Genomic DNA, 19,656 nt, shown 5'->3' with positions numbered 1-19,656 from the left:
CCACCCCATGAGCCTGCACCGCGAAAACGCCAAGATGGTCGGCAAGCTGGTCGTTATTGCGGCCGGCATGTTCGCCTTCGGCTACGTGCTGATACCCATCTACAAGCACATCTGTGAGATGACGGGCATCAACATCCTGTCGCTGTCGGAGCGGCAGGTGCCGGGCAACGGTGTGGCCGGCAAGGATGTGCGCGTACCCGCCAATACCCAGGTGGACAAGTCGCGCACCATCACGGTGGAGTTCGACGCGAACTCGCGCGGCCCCTGGGACTTCAAGCCGGCGCAGCGTTCCGTGCAGGTGCACCCTGGTGAGCTGACGACGGTGATGTACGAGTTCCAGAACGTGCAGAACCGCCGCATGGCCGCCCAGGCCATTCCCAGTTACGCGCCCCGGCAGGCCGCTGCGCACTTCAACAAGCTGGAATGCTTTTGCTTCAATCAGTACACCCTGGAGCCCGGTGAAAAGAAAACCTGGCCCGTGGCGTTCGTGATTGATCCGAAATTGTCCAAGGACGTTACCACGATCACGCTGTCGTACACCTTCTTTGAAGTGGGCGGCAAGACACCCGCAGCCCCCGAATCAACGGCTGCCGCCGTGGTGCCGGGTGTCAATGCGCCGGCCTTGCAAGGAGCGGGCTCATGAGCGCACCGCTCGGGCCATCGGCAGACGTGAAGCCGTCGCAACGCAAAGGCTCATTGCTGCGCACGGTGCGCGCGGTGGCATGGTCGCTGATTGGCTTGCGCAAAGGCAGCGAGTACCAGCAAGATGTCGAAAAACTCAACCCGATCCACATCATCGTGGTGGGGTTGATGGCGGTTTTTTTGCTGGTGATGGGCCTGATCGGGCTGGTGAACTGGATCGTGTGAGTGTGTGTTGGCTGGTTTGTGCAAACAAATACTGAAAACAAAGATTTTGAGAATCAGGAGCTGAAATGAGTGCATCAACCCACGGCGGAACCCCGTACTACTATGTGCCCGCCGAGTCCCGCCACCCGGTGATGGCCGCGGCCGGTCTGTTCTTTGTGATCCTCGGCGCTGGCCAGTGGATCAATGGTCACGACTGGGGCAAATATTCGCTGGCCGTGGGGCTGGTGTGGTGGCTGTTCACGCTGTACCAGTGGTTTGGCGACGCAGTGCGCGAGAGCGAAGGCGGCCTGTACGGTCACAAGATCGACCTGTCGTATCGCTGGAGCATGAGCTGGTTCATCTTCTCCGAGGTGATGTTCTTTGGAGCGTTCTTCACCGCCCTGTGGTGGGCGCGCTCGCACTCGGTGCCTGCGCTGGGCAGCCTGGACAACGCGCTGCTGTGGCCTGACTTCAAGGCCGTCTGGCCCAGCATGGCTGCAGGTGTCACGGCATCGCCCGCCGGCATCATCGAACCCTTCCAGACCGTAGGCCCCTTCTGGCTGCCCACGATCAACACCGCGCTGCTGTTGACCTCGGGCGTGACGCTGACCATTGCCCACCACGCCCTGCGTGAAAACCAACGTGGCAAGACCATCGGCTTCATGTGGGCCACGGTGCTGCTGGGCTTCGTGTTCCTGCTGGTGCAGGGTTACGAGTACTACCACCTCTACACCGACCTGAACCTCAAGCTCAGCTCGGGTGTGTTTGGTTCCACGTTTTTCATGCTCACCGGGTTCCACGGCTTCCACGTGTTCCTGGGCATGCTGATGCTGCTGGTGATCACGCTGCGCCTGCAAAAGGGCCACTTCACGGCCGACAAGCACTTTGGCTTTGAAGGTGCTGCCTGGTACTGGCACTTTGTGGACGTGGTGTGGCTGGGCCTGTACGTGCTGGTCTACTGGATGTAAGCCAGGCCCGGACGCCGTCAAAAAAAGCGCCTCGCGGCGCTTTTTTTGTTCTACCGCTCGGTGGTGCGGGTCAGTAGTGGCCTGTGATAGGCGCAGGTTCTCCGGTTGGTGTGTCAAGCCCCTGGATCAACGGGTGGCGGGCAGCCCGGTGGGCTGGATGTATCCCAGCTGCCAGGCCACCAGAATGCACAAGAACAGCACGATGGACAGCCCCACACGCACCGCCAGCGCCTTGGCCATGTGGTTGCCCTTGCTCTTGTCGTCGCGTCCGTTGCGCATCATGAAGAACAGGGCGGATGCCAGGCTGGCCAAAATGGCGATGAACGCCAGCACTACGAGGTATTTCATGGAGCGCATTATCCTGTGACCCCTCTTCGCCGTCCTGCGGGCCTGCGTTTTTGGCTCATTACCCTGGCTGCTGTGGCGGGCATGCTGGTCACCGCCTCTTTGGGACGTTGGCAATTGTCGCGAGCCGCCCAGAAAGAGTCGCTGCAGGCGATGCTGGATGCGCGGGCCAGCCAGCCGGCCATAGACGGGCGTACGCTGACAGACGCGGCTAGCGCGTCTCCCGAGGCGCAACAAGCCCTCGTACACCGTGCTGTGGTGCTGCAGGGGCGCTGGCTGCCCGAACACACGGTGTATCTGGACAACCGGCAGATGCAGGGGCGCCCTGGGTTTTTTGTGCTCACGCCACTGCAGCTTTCTGGTGGGGGCGCTGGGGTGGTGCTGGTGCAGCGCGGATGGGCAGCGCGCAATTTCCAGGACCGCGCCCAACTGCCTTCCGTGACCACGCCGACGGATACCGAGGTACGCGTTCAAGGCCGTGTGGCCTTGTCGCCCTCGCGGCTGTATGAGTTCCAGGGGGGCGATAGTGCACAGGGGTCTTCCCGCATCCGGCAAAATCTGGACTTGGCAGCGTTCCGCACCGAAACCGGTCTGGCGCTCGCCCCCTTCACGGTGTTGCAGACGGGCCCAGTGGGCGACGCGGGCGATGGCCTGCTGCGCGACTGGCCTGTGGTCGGCGCGGGTGTCGAAAAACACTACGGTTACGCATTTCAATGGTTCGGGCTCTGCGGCCTGATAGCACTCCTTTATGTCTGGTTCCAAATCGTCCGACGGTTCATTCGCCCGCGCAGCCAGCCTGCCGCCTGAGGCGCGTTCGGAGCACCCGCTGGGGTTGACCGTACACACCTTGCCCGAGGCGGGGGAGGCGGTCGCCACCGCACAGCGTGCGCGCCATGGGCGCTGGAAGATGCTGGGCGTGCTGCTGATCTGCGCCGCGCCAGTGGTCGCCTCGTACTTCACCTACTACGTGATCCGCCCGGAGGGGCGCCGCGTTTACGGCGAGCTGATCAACCCCCAGCGCACTGTGCCTGCGCTCACCGCCTCCACGCTCGATGGTGCAGCCACGCGGCTGGAGTCGCTCAAAGGCCAATGGTTGCTGGTCAGTGTGGCCGGGGGCGACTGCGATCCGGCCTGCCAGAAACACCTGTACCTGCAGCGCCAGCTGCGCGAGAGCCTGGGCAAGGAAAAAGACCGGGTGGACTGGGTCTGGCTGATCAACGACAACGCCCTGCCACCCGCCGCTCTCACGCCCGCCCTGCAGCAAGCCACTGTCTTGCGGGTCGAGCCCAGTGCCCTCAAGGCCTGGCTGGAGCCCGCCCCGGGCCAGCAACTGGCAGACCACCTCTATGTGGTGGACCCGATGGGCAACTGGATGATGCGTTTTCCGGCAGCAATGGACACCAGCGGTGCCGCCAAGGCCAAGCGGGATCTGGAGCGCCTGCTGCGTGCTTCTTCTTCGTGGGACGAGCCGGGGCGGCCGGTCAAGCCATGACCGATACCCAACCGCTGTACGACCTGGCCCCGGTGCTCGAGCTGATGCTGCTTGGCCTGGTGATCGCGCTGGGGCCGCTGGTCTGGGTGTGGGCGCGCAACCGGGGCAGCACGCCCATGCGGCGCCTGCAGGCGCTCACGGTGCTCACGCTGTTCCTCACGTTTGATCTGGTGCTGTTTGGCGCCTTCACACGCCTGACCGATTCGGGCCTGGGTTGTCCCGACTGGCCCGGCTGTTATGGCAGCGCCAGCCCGGTGGGTGCCCGCGCCGAGATTGCGGCCGCCCAGGAAGCCATGCCGACCGGCCCCGTGACGCACGGCAAGGCCTGGATCGAGATGATCCACCGTTACTTGGCCACAGGTGTGGGGGTGCTGATCATTGTGATCACTGTGTCGTCCTGGGTGCAGCAACGGCGTGCCCGGCGTGATGGCGGGCAGCAGGCGCCGCCGCTGAGCCCCTGGTGGCCCACGGTGACCTTGTTGTGGGTGTGCCTGCAGGGTGCCTTTGGCGCGCTCACGGTGACCATGAAGCTCTTTCCTGCCATCGTCACCCTGCACCTGATCGGTGGTCTGGTGCTGGTGGCCCTGCTGTGTGTGCAGGCTGTGCGCCATACCCATAGTGCCCAGGGGCGCTCACCGGTGGCCTTGTCCCCCGTGCTGCGCTGGGGGCTGGTACTAACGGCCCTGCTGCTGGCCCTGCAAGTCGTGCTGGGTGGCTGGGTCAGCACCAACTATGCGGTGCTGGCATGCACCACCTTCCCCACCTGCCAGGGCAGCTGGTGGCCCGCCATGGACTTTGCCCAGGGCTTCCAGATCTGGCGCAAGCTGGGCATGTTGCAAGATGGTAGCCATATCAGCTTTGCTGCACTTACCGCCATTCATTACGTGCACCGCCTGATGGCCTATGTGGTGCTGTTGGCACTGGGCCTGGTGGCCTGGCGCTTCCATCGCAATGGCGTGTTGCCTACGCAGGCCCGGTGGATTGGCGGGCTGGCCTTGCTGCAGCTGGTGACGGGTTTGTCCAATGTGGTGCTGGACTGGCCCCTGGTGGCCGCGGTGTTGCATACCGGCGGCGCCGCTGCCCTGGTGGTGGTGCTGACCTGGTCCTTGGTGTCCAGCCGCGCGGCACCTGCGCCCCAAGAGTTTTCCGCGCCCACGGGCGCATCGAGAGTATCTGCATGAGTGTTGCCCCCTCCGCCGTTGCTGCGCCGCCCTCGCGGTTCCAGCAGTTTTATGCGCTGACCAAGCCCCGCGTGGTGCAGCTCATCGTCTTTTGTGCGCTGATTGGCATGGTGCTGGCCGTGCCCGGCCTGCCCAACGCTGCGCAACTGGCCCACATGGCGCTGGCGTGCCTGGGCGTGTGGCTGGTGGCCGGTGCTGCGGCCGCATTCAATTGCATCGTCGAGCAGGGTATCGACGCCAAGATGAAGCGCACCGCCTGGCGCCCGACGGCCAAGGGCGAGCTGTCCAACGCGCAGACGCTGCTGTTCTCGGCTGTACTCTGTGCGGTAGGCTCCGTGCTGCTGTACGTCTGGATCAACCCGCTGACCATGTGGCTCACCTTCGCCACCTTTGTGGGTTACGCGGTGGTCTACACCGTGATCCTCAAGCCCCTCACGCCCCAGAACATCGTGATCGGCGGCGCCTCCGGGGCCATGCCACCAGTGTTGGGCTGGGCAGCCATGACCAACGATGTGGGGCCCGAGGCGCTCATCCTTTTCCTCATCATTTTTTTGTGGACACCGCCGCACTTTTGGGCGCTTGCCCTGTACCGGGTGGAGGACTACCGCAAGTCTGGCTTGCCCATGCTGCCCGTCACGCATGGCAATGAGTTCACGCGTTTGCAGGTGTTTCTATACACGCTGATCCTTCTGGCCGGGTGCATGATGCCGTTCATCTATGGCATGAGTTCCTGGATCTATCTGGCTGCCGCTGTGCTGCTCAGCCTCGGTTTCTGCGGGTATGCGTTCGCGCTGTGGCGCAACTATTCGGACGCTCTGGCCCGCAAGACCTTCCGCTTTTCCCTCATCCACCTGAGCGTGCTGTTTGCGGCACTGCTGGTGGACCACTACGTGCTGTGATGACCTCCATGCAGAAACGAAATGCTCTTCATTTAATAGCTGCTGGCGCACTATCCGTCTGCGCTACAGGCCTCCTGGGCGCATGTTCCGAGAAAAAGGCCGAGTTCAGGGGTGTGGACGTCACCGGCGCTGAATACGCCCGTGACATTCCTCTGACCGACCACAACGGCCAACCCCGCCACATCAAGGACTTTGCCGGCAAGGTGGTGGTGGTGTTCTTTGGCTACACCCAGTGCCCCGACGTGTGCCCCACGTCGATGCAGGAACTGGCCGAGGTCAAACAGATGCTGGGCAAGGACGGTGACCGCCTGCAGGGTATTTTTGTGACCGTAGACCCGGAGCGCGACACGCCCGAGGTGCTCAAGGCCTACATGGCCAATTTCGATCCGAGCTTCCTGGCGCTCTATGGCACGCCCGAGCAACTGGCTGCCGTCGCCAAGGACTTTAAGATTTACTACAAAAAGGTCGATGGCAAGACGCCCACCAGCTACACCATGGACCACTCGGCGGGCAGCTATGTGTACGACCCCGCAGGCCGCCTGCGGGTCTACAACCGCTACGGCAGCGGCGCGCAGGCCCTGGCGGCCGATGTGAAGGTGTTGCTGGCGGAGGCCGGGGGCTAAGCCCCAGCCTCTGAGTGACCCGGGGCCTGTGCCAGGCCGCCGTGTCGCGGGCCGCTGTGCGGCCCCGCATGAGCTGACGCCCTAGGGCCTTATTCGGCCTTGATACCGCGCATCGCAATCACGCCGCCCAGCAGATTGGTGTCGGCTTTGATGCGGTTGGCCAGGCCTTCGGGCGACGAGCCCACCGTCTGCCACCCTTGCTGGAACAGCTTGCTGCGCACATCCTCGCTGCGGGCGATCTCGCTGAGCAGCGCGGCCAGCTTGGCCTGGATCGGTTTGGGCATGGTGGAGGGCGCTGCGAAGGCGTTCCAGATCTCCAGGTTGAAGTTGCTGATGCCAGCCTCGGCCAGGCTCGGCACATCGGGGGCCAGCGGGCTGCGTCCGGACGAGGTCACGCCGATCGCGCGCAGCTTGCCTGCACGCACCTGGGCCTGCGCCAGCGCCGGGGGTAGCAGCGCCATCTGCAGCTGGCCGCCCAGCATCGCGTTGGCCACCTGCGGATAGCCGGGGTAGGGCACATGCACGGGGTTGATGTTGCTGCGTGCCTTGAGCAGCTCGGTGCCGATGTGGCCCACCGTGCCCACGCCGGGCGTGCCATAGCTCCACTTGTCGCCCCCGTTGCGTGCGGCCACGAAGAAGTCCCGCGCAGTGCCGTTGGCAGCCACGCCAGGCTGATTGACGGGGGCCGTGAGGATCAGCGGCGAGGTGCCGATCAGGCTCAGCGGTGCCAGGTCCTTGATCGGGTCATACGGAACGGCTGGGTTCAGCAGCTTGGCAATCGTCATGTTGCCGTTGATCATCAGCCCGATGGTGTGGTCGTCACGGGCCTTGGCCACTGCGTCGGCGCCAATGTTGCCGCCTGCACCCACCTTGTTGTCCACGATCACAGGCTGGCCCAGGGCCTTGGACAGGGGCTCCGAGAACGTGCGCGCCGTCAGGTCAGGTGACGAACCGGCCGGAAAGCCCACAATGATCTTCAGCGGCTTGGTGGGCCAAGCCAGTGGCGCGGGCGCCGTAGCCTTGCCGGAGTTCTGCGCCAGCGCCCATGGGGATGCGGCAGCCAGGGCGATCAACAGCGAAGCACGGCGGGAAACACGGCCGGTAAAGGCGGGACGTGAGGGCATGGGGTGCAATCTCCTTGAAGAATATTCGGGGGCCCAAACGATGCGGGGCCCCAGAACTGGGGCCCCGCGAGGCAACTTCTGCAGCCGGGGATATTAACCCCGCTGCCCGGCCCGGTCAGGCGTATTCGGCCAGGGCCTTTTTCATCTTCTTCATGGCGGCCACTTCGATCTGGCGAATGCGCTCGGCGCTCACGCCGTACACGGCGGCCAGGTCATGCAGCGTCATGCCGCCGGAGCCGTCGTCGTTGACCTTGAGCCAGCGCTCTTCCACGATGCGGCGGCTGCGGTCGTCCAGGCTGGCCAGGGCGTTGGCAATGCCGTCGGTGGCCAGGGCGTCGCGCTGGCGCGACTCGATCATCGCCGTGGGTTCGTGCGATGCGTCGGCCAGATAGGCAATGGGGCCAAACGCCTGCTCGCCGTCATCGGTCGGTGCCGGGTCTAGCAGCACATCACCACCCGCCATGCGGGTTTCCATCTCGATGACTTCTTCGCGCTTCACGTTGAGCTGTGCAGCCACGGCGTCGATCTCATGGTCTGACAGGGTGTCACGGTGCGTGGCAACATCGGCGGCCGAGGCGTCGGCCTTGAAACCCTGCTTCATGGAGCGCAGATTGAAGAACAGCTTGCGCTGCGCCTTGGTGGTGGCCACCTTGACCATGCGCCAGTTCTTTAGGATGTATTCGTGGATCTCGGCCTTGATCCAGTGCATGGCGTAGCTCACCAGGCGCACACCCTGGTCGGGGTCAAAGCGCTTGACGGCCTTCATCAGGCCCACATTGCCTTCCTGGATCAGGTCGCCATGGGGCAGGCCGTACCCCAGATACTGGCGTGCAATCGAGACCACCAGACGCAGGTGCGACATCACCAGCCGGCCGGCGGCATCCAGATCGTTGTTGTCCTTGAGTTGGCGTGCGTAGGTCTGCTCTTCTTCGTGCGTGAGCAGGGGTAGGCGGTTGACAGCCGAAATATAGGCGTCCAGGTTGCCCAAGGGGGGCACCAGCGCCCAGGTATTGGCGGGTGCCAGAGACATCGTCGCGGTTCCAGATTGAATGTTCATTCCGGGAATCCTTTCCTCTAAGCCATCATATTAGCACTCTCTCTGATTGAGTGCTAAGCCCGGAGTTCCCGTCGGGTTGCTCATTGATACCGTTTGACATCTTCAGAGTCAAATCAGTATCAAGCGCCAGTGCAACATGCCTGAGAAGCTATCAAAAACATAGTGAATAACTGTCAACGTATCGCCCTCGAACGGTCGGTCCCAGCTGTTATGGAGTGCCTCTGTCCCCTCTACACGCCCTGCCGCACCCGGTTTTCAAAGTCTTCCAGCGTGAGCGGGCGGCCAAACAGGTAACCCTGAAAGGCCTGGCAGCCGTGCGCCAGCAAAAACTGGTGGTGGGCTGTGGTCTCCACCCCTTCAGCAATCACGGACAGGCCCAAGCTGCCGGCCAGCCCGATGATGGAGCGGGCGATGGCAGCGTCGCTGGCGTCCAGCAGCACGTCGCGCACAAAGCCCTGGTCGATCTTGATCTGGTCGAGCGGCAGGCGCTTGAGGTAGCTGAGCGACGAGTAACCCGTGCCGAAGTCGTCCAGCGAAAACCCCAGGCCGTGGGCCTTCAGGGCGCGCATGGTGGCGATCACGCTGTCCACGTTGTCCAGCAGCAGGCTTTCGGTCAGCTCCAGCTTGATCTGTGCCGGGTTGGCGCCGGTCTGCTGCACCAGGGCCAGCACTTGGGCCACAAAGTCGTCCTGCAGGAACTGGCGTGCGCTCACGTTGATGGCCAGGCTCAGGTGCGCAAACAGCGGGTCTTGCTGCCAGCGGGCCTGCTGGCGCAGGGCGGTTTCCATGACCCATTGGCCCAGCGGCAGGATCAGGCCCGACTCCTCGGCCAGCGGGATGAACTCCGACGGCGGCACCATGCCCTGCACCGGGTGCTGCCAGCGCACCAGGGCCTCCGCGCCGGTCACCCGCCCCTGGCTGTCCACCTGCGGCTGGTACAGCAGCAGGAACTGGGAGCGCCGCAGGCCGTTGTGCAGTTCGGTCTCCAGCAAGGCGCGGCGGTTCACGGCCTGCTGCATGTCGGGGTCAAAAAAGCGCAGCGTGTTGCGCCCGGCGTCCTTGGCGCGGTACATGGCCATGTCGGCCTGCTTGAGCACCTCGTCCACCGAGTCGCGCTGGTGGGTGAGCAGCGTCACGCCAATGCTGGCCGTGAAGTGGTGTTCGTGTCCCGCCAGCTCGTACGGCTGGCGCAATTGCGCCAGGACCAACTCGCCAAGCGTGCGCGCCTGTGCGGCGGCCTCGGGGGCGTCGCTGCTCAGGTTCTGCAGCACCACCACAAACTCGTCACCTCCGAGGCGGGCCACAGTGTCCTGCTCGCGCACGCAGCTGCGCAGGCGCTGGGCAACGTCCTTGAGCAGCAGGTCGCCCACCTCGTGGCCCCGGGTGTCGTTCAGGGTCTTGAAGTTGTCCAGGTCCACAAACAGCACGGCCGTGGTGAGGCCCGAGCGCGCGCCGTTGACCAGCACCTGCTGCAGCCGGTCCACCAGCAGGCGGCGGTTGGGCAGTTGCGTGAGTGCGTCGTAGAACGCCAGGTAGCGTGCCTCGTCCTCGGCGGCCTTGCGGCCCGAGATGTCGATGTCGATGCAGAACATCTCGGGCGGGTGCCCCGGCACCTGGATGTAGGCATGGCTGGAGAACACATGCACCGGCGTGCCGTCCTTGCGCTGCAGTTGCAGCTCGCCCGCCGGGATCACCTCGCCGGTGGCGAACATGTGCTGCATGTGTGCCCGCACGCCGTCGCGCATGGGCGGCGGGATGATGAGGTCTAGCAGGTTGCCGCCCAGCGCTTCTTCGGCGGTGTAGCCGTACAGCTGCTCGGACGCCTGGTTCCAGTAGCTGGTGGTGCCGTCCTGCAGGTAGCCTTGCACCGAGATGGACGGAATATTGCGCAGCAGCGAGCGAAAGCGCAGCTCGGACTCGCGCAGCGCACTTTCAGCCTGCTTGCGCTTCGTGATGTCGCGGGCCAGAAACACCACAGCCGCCTGGCCGCCCACCTGCACGCCCAGGGGCTGGGTGCGCCCCTCAAACTGGCGCAGCCCTGACAGTGTCTGCATTTCGTATTCCACGCTGTGGGTTTGGCCAGACTGCAGCGTGTCCCGGATGAGCGCCATGAACCGTTCGGCCTGCTCGGCGGGCAGCACGTCGTGCAGCCGCTGGCCCACCAGCACCGGGGCGCTGGCCACCAGGGCGGAGTCGTTGGGGGACAACACCTCGACATACCGGCCCTGGGCATCCAGCACCAGCAGCACATCAGGAATGGCCTGTGTGATGGCATGCAGGCGCGCGGCCGTGCCCGTCAGCGCCCGCTCGGTGGCCATGCGCTGCTCCACATCGTGCAGCAACAGGCCGAGCACCACGGTGGCGGGGGTGAAGGTCAGCAGATAGGGCAGGGCCAGCGTCTGGTTGATGCGCTGCACGGCCTCGGCGGGCAGCAGCTGAAACAGCGCGATCACCGCCGTGTGCAGCAGCAGCCCGAACAGTGCCAGGGTGACGGGCTCCACCCCCAGCCGCCCCCGAGCGCGGCCCTCGCGGTACACCAGCCCCAGGGCAGTGCACAGCCCGATCACCATCAGCCCCACCTCGGCCCCGGCGCCCCCCAGCCACAGGCGGCCGGTGGCCGCCATCAGCGCCGCAATGCCCGCCACCAGCGGGCCGCCAAACAGGCCGGCCATGCTCAGCACCACCGAGCGCGCGTCAAAGATCACGCCCGGCATCAGCACCACCGGGGTGAGCATGCCCACCACGCAGATGCCGCCGAAGATCAGTCCCGAAAAGACCTGGCCCACCCACGGGTGCTGGCGCCAGACGCGGATGTTGAACCCGTGCAGAAAGCACAGCGCCAGCAGCAGCGCAACGCCTTTGACCAGCTCAATGAACATGGGCCTCCGTGCTTTCCAAGGGGAAAGCCCATGATGGAGGAAACGTTGCGATCCGTAAACGTGTAAATGGCCCCGGATGGGGCCATTTCTCACAATAGTTGAGCGCAGATCGTGAGGGTTAGCTCAGCAAGGCCTGGGCAAATTCGCGGGCGTTGAAGGTTTCCAGGTCTTCGAGCTTTTCGCCCACACCGATGAAGTACACGGGGATGGGGCGCTCCTGCGCGATGGCGGCCAGCACGCCGCCCTTGGCCGTGCCATCGAGCTTGGTGACGATCAGGCCGGTGAGCTGCAGCGCGTCGTCAAACGCGCGCACCTGGGCCAGCGCGTTCTGGCCGGTGTTGCCGTCAATCACCAGCAGCACTTCGTGCGGGGCCGTGGCATCGGCCTTGGTGACCACGCGGCGGATCTTCTTCAGCTCTTCCATCAGGTGCAGCTGTGTGGGCAGGCGGCCGGCAGTGTCAACCAGCACCACGTCCTTGCCGCGCGCCTTGCCAGCGGTCACGGCATCAAAGCTCACGGCCGCGGGGTCACCGCCTTCCTGGCTCACGATCTCGACCGTGTTGCGGTCAGCCCACACACCGAGCTGCTCGCGCGCAGCGGCACGGAAGGTGTCGGCGGCGGCCAGCAGCACGGCGGCACCTTCGTCTGCCAGATGTTTGGTGAGCTTGCCGATGGAGGTGGTCTTGCCCGCACCGTTCACGCCGGCCACCATGATCACGGTGGGGGTGTGCTCGCCAATCACCAGGGCTTTTTCGAGCGGGCGCAGCAGGTCGGCCAGTGCATCGGCCAGCAGGCCCTTGACGGCCGCAGGGTCGGTGGTCTTGCTGTCCTTCACGCGGCGCTTGAGGTCCGTCAGCAGGTGCGTGGTGGCCTTCACACCGGTGTCGGCCATCAGCAGGGCCTCTTCCAGCTCCTCATACAGCGCGTCGTCAATCTGGGTGCCGGTGAAGACCGTGGCAATGCTGCTGCCGGTCTTGCGCAGACCCGCCTTGAGGCGATCCAGCCAGCCTTTGCGCTCAGGCGCCGGGGCAGGGGGCGCAGCCGACACGGCGGGTGCGGCCACGGGCGCAGGCGGTGGCGTGATGTGCGCGGGCGGGGTCACCGGCGCGGGTGCGGCAACGGGAACCGGGGGCGCGACGGGGGGGAATGCTGGGCTTGCGGCGACTGGACCAGCGGCCGGTATGGTGACTGCAGGCGCGGCAGGGGGCGGTGTGACGATCGGCGCCACCGGTGGCATCGCCACGGGCGCCGGAGCGGGCTCGGGGGCTTTGCTGCCAAACGGGTTGCGCAGCCAGCCAAAACCGGCCGGGGCGGGCGCCGCCACGGGCGCGGGTGCGACGGGCGCAGGGGCGGTAGGAGTCGCCACGGGCGGCGTGGCGGGTGGGGGCGGCGCTACGGGCGCCTCCACGGCGGGCGCCGGTGTGCCTACCGGCTGGGCCGGGGCGGGCACATCGGTGGGGGCGGGCGAAGGAGCGGGCTTTTTCTTGAAAAAACTGAACATTGGCGGGTTCTTAGAATCACCCCATTCTATGAAACGCGCTTTCACCCTACTGGGCCTGCTGGCCTGCCTCTCGTCCGGGGCTGCCTTTGCGGCAACCACCCCGGTGTCTCAACCTTCCACCACGCCGTCCGCCACGGCCTCTGGCGCGCAGCAGTTCACGCTCAAAAACGGCATGCAGCTCATCGTGCAGCCCGACCGCCGCGCCCCGACGGCGGTGCACATGGTCTGGGTGCGTGTGGGCTCGATGGATGAGGTGGACGGCACCTCGGGCGTGGCCCATGCGCTGGAGCACATGATGTTCAAGGGCACCAAGACCCTGCCGCCAGGCGAGTTCTCGCGCCGCGTGGCGGCGCTGGGCGGGCGGGAGAACGCATTCACCAGCCGTGACTACACCGGCTACTACCAGCAGATCCCGTCCAACCGGCTGGAGGACGTGATGAAGCTCGAATCGGACCGGTTTGCCAACAACCACTGGCCCGACGAGGAGTTCAAGAAAGAGATCGAGGTCGTCAAGGAAGAGCGCCGCCTGCGCACCGAAGACCAGCCCCGCGCCATGCTGGCCGAGCAGTTGTTTGCTGCCACCTTCAACGCGTCGCCCTACCGTCGCCCTATCGTAGGCTGGATGAGCGACCTGGACGCGATGACGCCTGACGATGTGCGCGCCTTCCATCGCCAGTGGTACACCCCGACCAACGCCGCCGTCGTGGTGGCGGGCGACGTGGACGTGGCCCAGGTGCGTGCGCTGGCCGAGAAGTATTACGGCAGCCTGCCCGTGCACGCGCTGCCCGCGCGCAAGCCGCGTACCGAGCCCGAGCAGAAGGGCTTACGCCGCATCGCCGTCAAAGCCCCGGCCGAGCAGTCCTACGTGGCCCTGGCCTTCCGCGCGCCCAGCCTGGACCGCGTGGACAACCTCACCGACGAAGACCGCGACGCCCTCGCGTTGATGGTGCTGTCGGCCGTGTTCAACGGCTACGACGGGGCCCGGCTGGACCGCGCGCTGACCCAGGGGCCCAACCGCGTGGCCGACAGCGCCAGTAGCTCCGCCATGGTGACGGGGCGCGGCCCCAGCCTGTTCATGCTCAGCGGCGTGCCTGCTGCGGGCAAGACCGCCCAGCAGGTCGAAGACGCGCTGCGCGCCGAGGTGACCCGGGTGGCGAAGGAGGGGGTGAGCGAGGCCGAGCTGAACCGCGTCAAGACGCAATGGATCGCCTCCACCGTGTACGAGCGCGACTCGGTGATGAGCCAGGCGCAGGAGCTGGGCGGCAACTGGGTGCAGGGCTTTCCGCTGGACGCTAATGAGCGTCTGCTGGCCCTGTTGCGCACCGTGACCCCGGCGCAGGTGCAGGCCGTGGCTGCCAGGTATTTTGGCGACGACCAGCTCACCGTGGCCACGCTGCTGCCCCAGCCCCTGGACGCCCCCCGCGCCCGCCCCCAGTTGCCTGCCGGCGCTGTCATCCGCTGAACCCGCCCTGCGGAAACTGCCCATGATTACTATCAAAAACATAGCTGTCCGTGCTTTGTGCACTAGCGCTATCGCCCTTTTTTCCTCCAATTCGGCCTGGGCGCTGCTGCCTATTCAGCACTGGACGGAGCCGGGCGGCGCCAAGGTCTATCTGGTCGAAAGCCCGGTCATCCCCATGGTCGACGTGCAAATCGACTTTGACGCTGGCACGCGCCGCGACCCGGCGGGCCAGTCCGGCCTGGCCAACGCCGTCGCCGCCATGGCCAGCAAGGGCGTGAAGGCCGGGCGCGACGCCAGCGCCGAGCCCGCGCTGGACGAAAACGGCCTGGGCGAGGCCTGGGCCGACCTGGGCGCCAGCTTTGAAGCCAATGCCGACAACGACACGCTGCACTACGTGCTGCGCTCGCTGACCGACCCGCCGCTGCTGGAACGCGCTGCGCGGCTGGCAGCCCGCCAGATTGCCGAGCCCACGACGACTGACGACGTTTGGCAACGCGACCGCGCCCGCTGGAGCGCCAGCCTGAAAGAAGCCAACACGCGCCCCGCCACCGTGGCCAACCATGCGTTCGCCGCTGCGGTGTATGGCAGCCACCCCTATGGCGTGCGCACCACCGAAGAGACGTTGGCGCGCATCGGCGTGGCCGACATGCAGGCCTTTCACGCGCAGTACGTGGCCGCCTGCCGCGCCAAGGTCAGCATCGTAGGCGCCGTATCGCGCGCCCAGGCGCAGACGCTGGTGGCCACGCTGCTGTCGCGCCTGCCTGCCAGTGCGGGCTGCGCACCGCTGCCGCCCGTGAGCGAAGTCGCGGCGCTGACGGCACCTGCCGAGAAGGCCATTCCGTTTGCCTCGGCCCAGGCCCACGTGCTGATCGGCCAGCCGGGCTTCCAGCGCCGCGACCCGGACTTCCTCGCGCTGCTGGTGGGTAACCACATCCTGGGCGGCGGCGGTTTTGTCTCGCGCCTGACCCACGAGGTGCGCGAAAAGCGCGGCTTGAGCTACAGCGTCTACAGCTACTTTGCGCCCGGCCTTCACGCCGGGGCCTTCACCGTGGGCCTGCAGACGCGCCCGGACCAAGCCGCCCAGGCCGTGCAGGTCTCGCGCGACGTGATCGCCCGCTTTGTGGCCGAAGGCCCAACCGAGGCCGAGCTGCGCGCTGCCAAGGACAACCTCATCGGCGGCTTCGCATTGCGCATCGACAGCAACAAGAAGCTGCTGGGCAACGTGGCCAACATCGCCTGGAACGACCTGCCGCTGGACTATCTGGACCAGTGGGCCAAAAAGGTCGAGGCCCTCACGGTGGCCGACGTGCGCACCGCCATGGCCCAAAAGCTGCAGCCCGACCGCATGGTGACCGTGGTGGTGGGAGGCAAGCAGCCATGAGCCGATCCACCCTGCGCGGCAGCGCCATCACCGCCGAAATCCGCAAGGCCCAGGCCGCGGCCGCTGCGGCGCCCGTGGACCCCAAGGCCGCCAAGAAAAACGCCAAGGACAAAGCTGCGGCGGCGGCCACCCCCAAGGGCGCGGGCGAAATCCGCATCATCGGCGGGCAATGGAAGCGCACCCGCCTGCCCGTAGCCCAGCGCCCCGGCCTGCGCCCCACACCCGACCGCGTGCGCGAAACCCTGTTCAACTGGCTGGGCCAGGACCTGGCGGGCTGGCGCTGCCTGGACGCGTTTGCGGGCACGGGCGCGCTGGGGCTCGAAGCCGCCTCGCGCGGCGCCGCATCGGTGCTGCTGGTGGAAAACGATGCGGCCCTGGTCGCCCAGCTGCAGGTTCTGCAGGCCAAGCTGCAGGCCAGCGCCGTGCGCCTGCAGCGGGGTGATGGCGTGTCTGCACTGAAGCAGGCCACACCCGCCAGCCTGGACCTGGTGCTGCTGGACCCGCCATTTGATGGCCCGTTTTTCGAGCCCGCCCTGCAGGCCGCTGCCCAGGCCGTGGCGGCTGGGGGCTTCATCTACCTTGAAGCGCCTCGCTTGTGGGCGGACGAGGAACTGGCAGCGCACGGCCTGGTGCTGTACCGGCACCTCAAGGCCGGTGCGGTGCATGCGCACCTGCTGCAGCGCGGCTGAGCGCCTGGGCGCTGCAGACCCAGGGCGGGTGTTCCCCGCGTTTGCGCTGGCTGCTGGGGCGCTGATTTTTGGGAAAAATCGCCTCAAGCGGTAGTGTTGTATGTGCTGGTCGCTATTGTTTTTGAAGCAGCTGGCTGCTGTCGACGGGGCCAGCCTCCGGTATTACCAACAGCTGCAGCGCGCCGCCTTCGAGCGTGTAGCTGAAGGTGTAGTGGCCCGGTGCCAGCGTGGCCTGGCCACCGGGGAAGGACTGGTCGGTGACATGCGTGAGCTGGCGCTGGCCGATCTGGATGCGGGTCTTGCGGTAGTGCGCCAGCGTGGCGGGCAGCGCGTGCCAGCGGCTGGTGTCGCCGGGCAGCAGCGGGCCCAGGTTCGCATCGGTGCCCTGCTGCGGCAGGCCCTGCCAGACATGGGTGAAGGCTTCCTGGCTGCTGTTGCGCACGCGCAGCCACACCTGGGCGCTGCCTTGCGCGCGGGTAGCGGTGGGGCGCAGCAGTGGCGCCAAGGCGGCTGCGAGCAGGGGCAGGCGCTGCAGCCAGGTGCGGCGCATCATGGTGAATCCTTCAGGCTCTCCAGGTCGTTGGTGAGCGCGCACACGCGGGCGCGTCGGCGCTCCAGCGCCGCACCGCCAATGTTCAGCGCGGCCGAGCTACCCTGTTCGGCAAAGATGGCGCTGTCCCACTGGCCCTGGGCGGTGTCAAACGCGAGCCAGGCGCGCTGGGCGGCCCGCAGGGTGTCGCGCCGACCGGGGCCAGCGGCCTTGAGTACCTGGGCGTAGATGCGGTTCAGCTCCTTGTCCCACGCGGCGTAGGCTGCGTTCTGGGCGTCGATCAGGTCCACCGTCACACCGCCGCTGCGCTCGGAGGCGGCGCCCAGGGCCTTGTCGATGGGGTGGGCGGTGCGCTGGCCGCAGAAATGTTCGGCGGCCTGGGCGGCCTGCGGGCCAGAGGCCAGCAGCAGGAAGGTGGTCAGCAGCGCAAGTGCGGTGCGATTGAGGTTGCGGAGGCGGTGGTGATGGTAGTGGTGCATGTGGGTGTGTCCCTCGGGGGCTGCTGTTGTGCTGGCTTGATCGCTTGGGTCTATCCGTTGCGGCGTTGTCCGCTCATGCCCCCACCCACAGCAGCGCCGCCAGGGTGGACACCAGCGCCAGCACGGTGAAGGAGACCACCGCACCGCCGCTGGCGGCCGCCACGCTGGCCACGGTAGACCAGCCGCGCGCCTGACCCCAGTGCGCCAGGTGGCGGGCCAGCCACAGCGCAGCGAGCCAGCCCAGCACCAGCAGCATGGCCAGCGTGCCCAGCACCTGTCCGCCCTGGGCGGAGTTCATGCCGTTGCTGCCCAGCAGTGCCGTGAACATGAAGAACAGCGCGGGCAGCAGGTTGGCGGCGCCTGCAATGAGCAGGGTGACAGCGGTGGATGACATGGATGGGGCAGCGGCTTATTCGGTGACGGCGTAGCTCAGCACGTCCAGCGACTGCGTGTCCTTGGGGTTCCACGACAGGGCGGCCGCGCGCGCGATGACCGTGTAGGTTTTGCCCTGTTCCAGCTTGCCGCCGGGCTGCAGTGCGGCGGTGCGCGGGTCCACATAGAGCATGGTGGTCAGGCCTTCAGCACTGCGCAGCAGCACGGGCTGCTTGCCGCTTTGCACCTTCGCGTCGTTGACCCAGGCGGCCTTGTTGCCAGAGGGAGGGTTCAGGCTTTCCACGGTGCCTGACAGGCGCACGATCTTGCGCCACACCTTGCTGTCGCTGGGGTTGGTGACCTTGCCGTTCTCGGCAGCGTCTGCCTTCTGGATGTCGCCCAGCGACTGGTAGGCGATGGTCCAGTCGGCGCGGCTGGTGTCGCGGCGGATGTGGTCGGCCGCGAGCATCAGGTTCTCGGTCCAGTTGCCGCAGGCGTTCTTTTTCTTGCACAGCGCCCATGCGGTGTTCATCCAGCGCTTGAGCTGCTCGGTCTTGTCATGGCTGCCCATCTCCAGCGCCACGCCCGCGCCCAGCACGGCGGCGGCCTGGTTCTGCTCGGGCGCCACCACCAGCACGGCGCCGTTGCCCACGTCGAGCTTGCCCACGCGCAGCTGGCGCATCATGGCGTGCGCGTAGTCCTCGGCGCTCTTGCCGTCCAGGTCCTTCACCAGCAGGGTGACGATCTCCACGCCCGTCTTTTGCGCATGCTCGTACATCTGCTTTTCAAATTGGGCGCGGATGGCCGGGTCCAGGATGCCGAACTCGTCGTAGATGAACTGCGTGCCCTTGGACGGGATGGCGGCCGCGTCCACCTTGGGCAGGGTTTCGGCCGCGGCGGCAAGGGCTGGGGCGGGCGTCTTGGCCGAGGGGACCGCCGGTGCTGCCGTGGGCGCCGGGGCCTTGGCCACCGTGGTAGTCGGTGCCGGGGCGGGTGATGCGGCAGCCGGTGCCGGTGCAGCGGGGGCAGCCGCTGCGGTGCGCACCGGCAATCCGCCAGAGCACTGCGGCCCACCGCCTTGCAGCTCGCAGGCTTCTGTCCAGCCGTTGGCAATGGCAGCCAGGCGCTTTCTGCGGCCGGGGTGGGTTTCGCCGTCCTTCTCGGGGATCAGCGTGGCGATGGCGCGCTGGGCGTCGGCCAGCGGCGCGCCCATCTTGTAGAGCACAAAGCCGCTGAACTTGTCGGACTCCAGCTCGATGGGCGGCTGGCTGCCGCCGGGCACGATGGTGTGGCCCGAGAGGTGGTGCCCGATCTCGTGCGCCATGATGCTCACGGGCGCCCAGTTGTTGGACTTGGTGGCCTCGATCACCTGGCCCATGAAGGCCGGGTTGTAGGCAATCACGCGGCGGGGCACCTGGTCGGGCCCTTGCATGATCACGGCGGCCGCGTTGGGCACCTTGCCCTCCACCACCACAAAGTTGGCGGGCAGGCCGGTGTATTTCATGATCTCGGCCACCACCTGCTTGCCGGTGCCGCCGCCCTTGGACAGGTCGGGCGGCGAAAACGCCAGTGGGCTGCCGTCGTACGAGCAGGCCTGCAGTGTGGCGGCGAGGTCGGCCACCAGCTGCGCCTTGCTGGGCTTGGCCACGGCGGCGTTCTTTTGGGCCATGGCAAGGCCGCCTACGGCCAGGCCGACGAGGGCGCAGCAGGCCAGGGCGACGGGTCGCAGTTGGCGCAGGTGGGGCAGGGAGTGGCGAGACAAGGTCATGGGCAGGGGCCTTTCATGCGACGCTCGGCGCCGCGCTAGG

At 66.4% G+C, this 19,656-nt stretch carries 20 protein-coding genes; 11 read left to right on the top strand and 9 right to left on the bottom strand.

The window, feature by feature from the left end; translation table 11 throughout:
* Positions 1–7 precede the first annotated feature (7 nt).
* The 3 genes from DNK89_RS11115 (at position 8) to DNK89_RS11105 (ending at position 1,814) form a co-directional block, all read left to right on the top strand.
* Positions 8–643 (top strand): cytochrome c oxidase assembly protein, encoded by a 636-nt coding sequence (locus DNK89_RS11115; protein WP_110960139.1) that lies wholly within the window; start codon positions 8–10, stop codon positions 641–643.
* A complete protein-coding gene (locus DNK89_RS11110; RefSeq protein WP_110960138.1) occupies positions 640–867 on the top strand; it encodes a DUF2970 domain-containing protein in 228 nt (75 codons plus the stop codon). Before DNK89_RS11115 ends, DNK89_RS11110 begins: the two co-directional genes overlap by 4 nt.
* A 65-nt stretch (positions 868–932) precedes the next feature.
* Positions 933–1,814, top strand: coding sequence for a cytochrome c oxidase subunit 3 (locus DNK89_RS11105; RefSeq protein WP_015015501.1), 882 nt, complete (start codon positions 933–935; stop codon positions 1,812–1,814).
* A gap of 126 nt (positions 1,815–1,940) precedes the next feature.
* Here the strand turns inward: DNK89_RS11105 and DNK89_RS11100 are convergent, their stop codons facing one another.
* On the bottom strand, positions 1,941–2,162 hold the full coding sequence (locus DNK89_RS11100; protein ID WP_015015500.1) for a twin transmembrane helix small protein: 222 nt from the start codon (positions 2,160–2,162) through the stop codon (positions 1,941–1,943).
* Positions 2,163–2,177: 15 nt separating this feature from the next.
* Here DNK89_RS11100 and DNK89_RS11095 point away from each other — a divergent pair, with 15 nt between their 5' ends.
* Genes DNK89_RS11095 through DNK89_RS11075 form a run of 5 tightly spaced genes read left to right on the top strand, consistent with a single transcriptional unit; the run spans position 2,178 to position 6,354 of the window.
* Complete coding sequence (locus tag DNK89_RS11095; RefSeq protein WP_110960137.1) at positions 2,178–2,966, top strand: SURF1 family protein; 789 nt, start codon at positions 2,178–2,180, stop codon at positions 2,964–2,966.
* Positions 2,908–3,651 carry a hypothetical protein gene (locus DNK89_RS11090; protein WP_110960136.1) on the top strand — a complete coding sequence of 248 codons (744 nt, stop codon included), beginning with the start codon at positions 2,908–2,910 and terminating at the stop codon, positions 3,649–3,651. The genes DNK89_RS11095 and DNK89_RS11090 overlap by 59 nt, the downstream gene beginning before the upstream one ends.
* Complete coding sequence (locus DNK89_RS11085; RefSeq protein ID WP_110960135.1) at positions 3,648–4,832, top strand: heme A synthase; 1,185 nt, start codon at positions 3,648–3,650, stop codon at positions 4,830–4,832. The genes DNK89_RS11090 and DNK89_RS11085 overlap by 4 nt, the downstream gene beginning before the upstream one ends.
* Complete coding sequence (cyoE, locus tag DNK89_RS11080) at positions 4,829–5,731, top strand: heme o synthase (protein WP_110960134.1); 903 nt, start codon at positions 4,829–4,831, stop codon at positions 5,729–5,731. The genes DNK89_RS11085 and cyoE overlap by 4 nt, the downstream gene beginning before the upstream one ends.
* A gap of 8 nt (positions 5,732–5,739) precedes the next feature.
* Positions 5,740–6,354: an SCO family protein gene (locus DNK89_RS11075; RefSeq protein ID WP_110960384.1), complete on the top strand. Its 615-nt coding sequence runs from the start codon at positions 5,740–5,742 to the stop codon at positions 6,352–6,354.
* Positions 6,355–6,443: 89 nt separating this feature from the next.
* On the opposite strand, the gene DNK89_RS11070 is transcribed toward DNK89_RS11075, so the two are convergent.
* From DNK89_RS11070 to ftsY, 4 genes are all read right to left on the bottom strand, one after another.
* Entirely contained in the window at positions 6,444–7,478 is a 1,035-nt protein-coding gene (locus DNK89_RS11070) for a tripartite tricarboxylate transporter substrate binding protein (RefSeq protein ID WP_110960133.1), read from the bottom strand.
* A gap of 115 nt (positions 7,479–7,593) precedes the next feature.
* Positions 7,594–8,535: an RNA polymerase sigma factor RpoH gene (gene rpoH / locus DNK89_RS11065; RefSeq protein ID WP_110960132.1), complete on the bottom strand. Its 942-nt coding sequence runs from the start codon at positions 8,533–8,535 to the stop codon at positions 7,594–7,596.
* Positions 8,536–8,765: 230 nt separating this feature from the next.
* The gene (locus tag DNK89_RS11060) at positions 8,766–11,414 is read right to left on the bottom strand and encodes an EAL domain-containing protein (RefSeq protein WP_110960131.1); all 2,649 of its coding nucleotides are present in this window, start codon (positions 11,412–11,414) and stop codon (positions 8,766–8,768) included.
* A gap of 118 nt (positions 11,415–11,532) precedes the next feature.
* Positions 11,533–12,915: a signal recognition particle-docking protein FtsY gene (gene ftsY, locus DNK89_RS11055; protein WP_110960130.1), complete on the bottom strand. Its 1,383-nt coding sequence runs from the start codon at positions 12,913–12,915 to the stop codon at positions 11,533–11,535.
* Positions 12,916–12,943: 28 nt separating this feature from the next.
* Here ftsY and DNK89_RS11050 point away from each other — a divergent pair, with 28 nt between their 5' ends.
* The 3 genes from DNK89_RS11050 to rsmD are packed head-to-tail and all read left to right on the top strand — an operon-like array spanning position 12,944 to position 16,447.
* Positions 12,944–14,377: a pitrilysin family protein gene (locus DNK89_RS11050; RefSeq protein ID WP_110960129.1), complete on the top strand. Its 1,434-nt coding sequence runs from the start codon at positions 12,944–12,946 to the stop codon at positions 14,375–14,377.
* 22 nt (positions 14,378–14,399) lie between these two features.
* Complete coding sequence (locus DNK89_RS11045; RefSeq protein ID WP_110960128.1) at positions 14,400–15,758, top strand: pitrilysin family protein; 1,359 nt, start codon at positions 14,400–14,402, stop codon at positions 15,756–15,758.
* On the top strand, positions 15,755–16,447 hold the full coding sequence (gene rsmD / locus DNK89_RS11040; RefSeq protein WP_110960127.1) for a 16S rRNA (guanine(966)-N(2))-methyltransferase RsmD: 693 nt from the start codon (positions 15,755–15,757) through the stop codon (positions 16,445–16,447). Before DNK89_RS11045 ends, rsmD begins: the two co-directional genes overlap by 4 nt.
* Positions 16,448–16,559: 112 nt before the next feature.
* On the opposite strand, the gene DNK89_RS11035 is transcribed toward rsmD, so the two are convergent.
* From DNK89_RS11035 to DNK89_RS11020, 4 genes are all read right to left on the bottom strand, one after another.
* Positions 16,560–17,000 (bottom strand): hypothetical protein, encoded by a 441-nt coding sequence (locus DNK89_RS11035; RefSeq protein ID WP_110960126.1) that lies wholly within the window; start codon positions 16,998–17,000, stop codon positions 16,560–16,562.
* Positions 16,997–17,476 carry a lysozyme inhibitor LprI family protein gene (locus tag DNK89_RS11030; RefSeq protein ID WP_110960125.1) on the bottom strand — a complete coding sequence of 160 codons (480 nt, stop codon included), beginning with the start codon at positions 17,474–17,476 and terminating at the stop codon, positions 16,997–16,999. Before DNK89_RS11030 ends, DNK89_RS11035 begins: the two co-directional genes overlap by 4 nt.
* A gap of 73 nt (positions 17,477–17,549) precedes the next feature.
* Entirely contained in the window at positions 17,550–17,870 is a 321-nt protein-coding gene (locus DNK89_RS11025; protein WP_110960124.1) for a hypothetical protein, read from the bottom strand.
* Positions 17,871–17,885: 15 nt separating this feature from the next.
* Positions 17,886–19,616, bottom strand: a complete 1,731-nt coding sequence (locus tag DNK89_RS11020) for a YgcG family protein (protein WP_110960123.1) — start codon at positions 19,614–19,616, stop codon at positions 17,886–17,888.
* Positions 19,617–19,656: the final 40 nt, after the last annotated feature.

Origin of the sequence: Acidovorax sp. ST3, assembly GCF_003231145.1 — a bacterium.
In the GTDB taxonomy this organism is placed as follows: domain Bacteria; phylum Pseudomonadota; class Gammaproteobacteria; order Burkholderiales; family Burkholderiaceae_C; genus Acidovorax.
The sequence above is the reverse complement of the archived record's forward strand: the minus strand, read 5'-3'. Positions and strand labels throughout refer to the sequence as shown.